General features: G+C 74.4%; 2 protein-coding genes and 1 pseudogene. 1 reads left to right on the forward strand and 2 read right to left on the reverse strand.

Annotation, left to right across the window (positions count from 1 at the left end; genetic code table 11):
- Positions 1 to 88 precede the first annotated feature (88 nt).
- Both MTQ10_RS28765 and MTQ10_RS28770 read right to left on the reverse strand, forming a co-directional pair.
- Positions 89 to 688: an HhH-GPD-type base excision DNA repair protein gene (locus tag MTQ10_RS28765; RefSeq protein WP_247473285.1), complete on the reverse strand. Its 600-nt coding sequence runs from the start codon at positions 686 to 688 to the stop codon at positions 89 to 91.
- A 134-nt stretch (positions 689 to 822) separates the two neighbouring features.
- Positions 823 to 1,551: a siderophore-interacting protein gene (locus tag MTQ10_RS28770; protein ID WP_247473286.1), complete on the reverse strand. Its 729-nt coding sequence runs from the start codon at positions 1,549 to 1,551 to the stop codon at positions 823 to 825.
- A gap of 89 nt (positions 1,552 to 1,640) precedes the next feature.
- On the opposite strand from MTQ10_RS28770, the pseudogene MTQ10_RS28775 reads away from it, so the two are divergent.
- Positions 1,641 to 3,704, forward strand: a pseudogene (locus tag MTQ10_RS28775) (penicillin acylase family protein); the annotation flags it as partial.
- Between the last annotated feature and the right edge of the window lie 110 nt (positions 3,705 to 3,814).

A 3,814-nucleotide genomic window follows, 5' to 3' on the forward strand; every position in this document is an offset into this window, starting at 1 on the left:
GGGCGGGGTGCGCCGTGCCCTGTGCTCTGGGGCCTTGGCCCCTGGCCCCTGAGTGCCTCCCCGCTGTGCGCTGTGTGCCTCCCGCTCGCTACGCCTTCTCCGCCTTGGCCTTGGCCGCCTTCGCCGCCGCCTTCATCTCCTGCTTGTACGCCCGCACTTTGGTCAGCGACTCCGGTCCCGTGATGTCGGCGACGGAGCGGTGGGAGCCGCTCTCGCCGTACGCGCCGGCGGCCTCGCGCCAGCCCTTGGGGCGGACGCCGAGCTGCTTGCCGAGCAGCGCGAGGAAGATCTGGGCCTTCTGCTTGCCGAAGCCGGGCAGGTCCTCCAGACGGCGCAGCAGTTCACGGCCGTCGTCCACGCCCTTCCAGACGAGTTCGGCGTTGCCGTCGTAGTGCTCGACGAGGTACTGGCACAGCTGCTGGATCCGCTTGGCCATCGACCCCGGGTAGCGGTGCACGGCCGGTTTCTCCGACAGCAGCGCGGCGAAGGCCTCCGGGTCCTGCGCCGCGATGTCGTGCGCGTCGAGATCGTCGGCGCCCATGCGATCCGCGATCGTGCGGGGCCCCTTGAACGCCCACTCCATGGGGACCTGCTGGTCGAGCAGCATGCCGACCAGCGCGGCGAGCGGTGACCGGCCGAGGAGTTCGTCGGCCTCGGGATCCTGGGCGAGGTGCAGGGTGACGTCCATGCGTCGATGATCCCGCGCCGGGCGCCGGGTCGCGCGCCGGTGCGCGACCCCACAGGCTGCCGTACGCCTGCCGTCCGGGCCTCCGCTGTACCGCCTGCCGTCCGGGCCTCCGCTGTACCGCCCCCGCCCGCGCCTCAGTTCGCCGCCCGCCAGTACCCCAGCGCGTGCAGCCGGTGCTTGGGAAAGCCCAGCTCCTTGCGGACGTACGCCGTGAGGGAGCGGGTGGTGGCGGTGTCGCAGGCGATCCAGAGGTACGGGTCCGTGCCGCCCTCGGCGAGCAGCGCCGGCAGGGCCTTGCGTACCTGCGCCACCAGGTGGGCTCCGGCGTCCTTGCGCGGCACCGGCCGTATCGCGTGCCGGGACGGGTCGGTGCGCAGCGGCAGGCCGGCCGGGTCGCCCTCGAAGAACACCGTCGCCGGTGTGGAGGGGAACGCGTCCAGCAGGGAGTTGACGGCCGGCAGGGACGCCGGGTCGCCGATCGCGATCAGATGCGTGGGCGCCGGGTCGGGGGAGTCGAAGCCGGTGCCGTGGACGGTCGCCTCGATGGTGGTGCCGGGCCGCGCGGACCGTGCCCAGTCGCTCGCGACGCCCTCGTGGAGGGCGAACTCCAGGCTGAACGTGCCGGCCGACGGGTCGGGGTCGACGAGTGTGTAGGCCCGCTGGTGCGGCTTGCCGTCGCGTTCGAACCACAGCCGGACCCACATCGTCGGGTGGACGCCGGTCGCGGCGAGCATGCCGCCGTCGGTGAGGTGCAGCCGGCGGTAGTCCGCGGTGACGTCCTCGCCGCCGGTGACGGTGAGGGTGAAGTCCTTCGCGCGCAGCAGTTTCAGGACCGTTCCCTGCCAACCGTGCCCCTGCCCCATGGCGCTCCTTCGCGGTTCCAGTACCATCCCGAGAAAACTTAGGTGAGCCTAACCTAAAGCACGATCACGGCACAGAGGGGCAGGACAGGGTGACCATCGAGATCCACCGCGACGCCTGGGGCATCCCCCACCTGCGCGCGGACGACGCCCTTTCCCTCGCCCACGCCCAGGGCCTGGTCACCGCCCGCGACCGGGCCTGGCAGCTCGAAATCGAACGGCACCGTCTGCAAGGCACGACGGCCGCCTTCCTCGGCCCCGACCACCTGCCCTGGGACCGCTTCGCCCGCCGCGCCCGCCTCGCCGACACCGCCCGCCGCTGCTGGGACGCCCTCCGCGCCGACGACCCCGAGACCGCCGACTGGGTCCGCGCCTACACCGACGGCATCAACGCCGCCCTCCCGCACACCGACGCCCCCGAGTTCGACGCGACCGGCCTCGCCCCCGGCCGCTGGGAGCCGTGGACCCCGCTCGGCATCTGGCTGTCCACGCACATCCTGTTCGCCGGGTTCCCCGCCAAACTGTGGCGCGAGGAGGCGATACGGCACCTGGGGCCCAACGCGGTCGGCCTGTTCGCCGCCGACGGCCCCGGCACCTCCGGCAGCAACGGCTGGCTCCTCTCCGGCGACCGCACCACCACCGGGCAGGCGATCCTCGCCGGCGACCCGCACCGGTTCATCGAGGACCCCGGCGTCTACCAGCAGATACGGCTCGCCTGCGACGAGTTCGACGTCGTCGGCCTCGCCGTCCCCGGCGTCCCCGGCCTCCCCCACTTCGGCCACACCGGCACCGTCGCCTGGGCCATCACCAACGCCATGGCCGACTACCAGGACCTCTACCACGAGCGGCTGCGCCGCACCGGCGCCGGCGTCGAGGCACTCGGCCCGGACGGGCGCTGGCACCGCGCCGCCCGCCACACCGAGACCATCGAGGTCGCCGGCGAGGACCCCGTCGAGATCGAGATCATCGAGACCGACCGCGGCCCCGTCGTCTCCGGCGGCCCCGAAGGCCTCGACGACGGCACCCCGCTCGCGCTCAGCCTGCGCACCCCGCCCCGCGTCACCGCCGACCTCGGCTTCGGCGCACTGCTGCCGCTGCTGCGCGCCCGCACCGTCGCCGACATCGACCACGCCCTCGACCTGTGGGCCGAACCCGTCAACGTCGTCCAGGCCGCCGACACCGACGGCGGCCTCCTGCACCGCGTCGCCGGCAGGGTGCCCGTCCGCGCCCACGCCAACCGCGTCCGGCCTGTGCCCGCGTGGGAACCCGGCCACGAGTGGACCGGCTGGCACGAGACGCCCCGCGCCGGACTCACCGACGGCGTCGCCGTCATGGCCAACCAGCGCGGCCCCGCCGCCCCCCTCGGCGTCGAGTTCGCCCCACCGCACCGCGCCGACCGCATCCGCGCCCTCCTCGACACCCGCCGCACCTGGTCGGCGGCCGACATGGCCGCCGTCCACACCGACACCCACCTCGCCTCCTGCGCACCCCTGCTGGACCATCTGGCCCGCCTCGGCGGACTCACCCCGGCCGCGCGGGAACTGACGGCACGGCTGCTCGCCTGGGACCGCCACATGGACGCCGGCAGCGAAGACGCCGCGCTCTACGCCGCCGTACGCACCGCCCTCGTACGGCGCCTCGCCGCCCACCCCGCCTTCGCCCCGCTCACCGCACCGCCCGCACACCCCGACGTCTTCCAGCCCTGGCTCGCGCTCACCCCGCGCATCGGCTTCGCCCTCGAACACCTGCTGCGCGCCGATGAGTTGTACGGCATCGACCGTGCCGCCGAACTCCGCGCCGCCATGGAGGAGGTCGCCGCCGCCGGCCCGACCGGCACGTGGGGCGACACCCACCGCCTCGCCGCATGGCGCGCCCTGCCCGACCCGGCGGAGGAGGCGCCCGCCCTCTCCGGCGACCACGACTGCGTGCTGTGCGCCTCCGCCGTCCCCGGCATCACCGACCGCGCCGCCCGCGGCCCCGCCGCCCGCTACGTCTGGGACCTCGCCGACCGCACCGCCAGCCGCTGGATCGTGCCGTTCGGCGCCGCCGGCGACGCCCGCTCCCCCCACCACCACGACCAGCAACCGCTGTGGCTCGCGGGCGAACTCGCCCCCGTCGTCACCGACTGGGACCGGCTGACGAAGGAAGCCGACATCCCGCAGACCACACCGGCCACCGCCGTGGAGGCGACGACCGAGCGGAACACCGCCACGGACGCCTTTGCCGGCCACCGCGACCGAAGCGACCACCACGCCCCGTCCCGCCC

Source organism: Streptomyces sp. XM83C, assembly GCF_023072675.1.
GTDB classification, from domain to species: domain Bacteria; phylum Actinomycetota; class Actinomycetes; order Streptomycetales; family Streptomycetaceae; genus Streptomyces; species Streptomyces thermocoprophilus.

What these genes read in the sequence shown, in the direction of transcription:
- MTQ10_RS28765 (WP_247473285.1), bottom strand. Translation starts at nt 688, where the DNA reads ATGGACGTCACCCTGCACCTCGCCCAGGATCCCGAGGCCGACGAACTC.
- MTQ10_RS28770 (WP_247473286.1), bottom strand. Translation starts at nt 1,551, where the DNA reads ATGGGGCAGGGGCACGGTTGGCAGGGAACGGTCCTGAAACTGCTGCGC.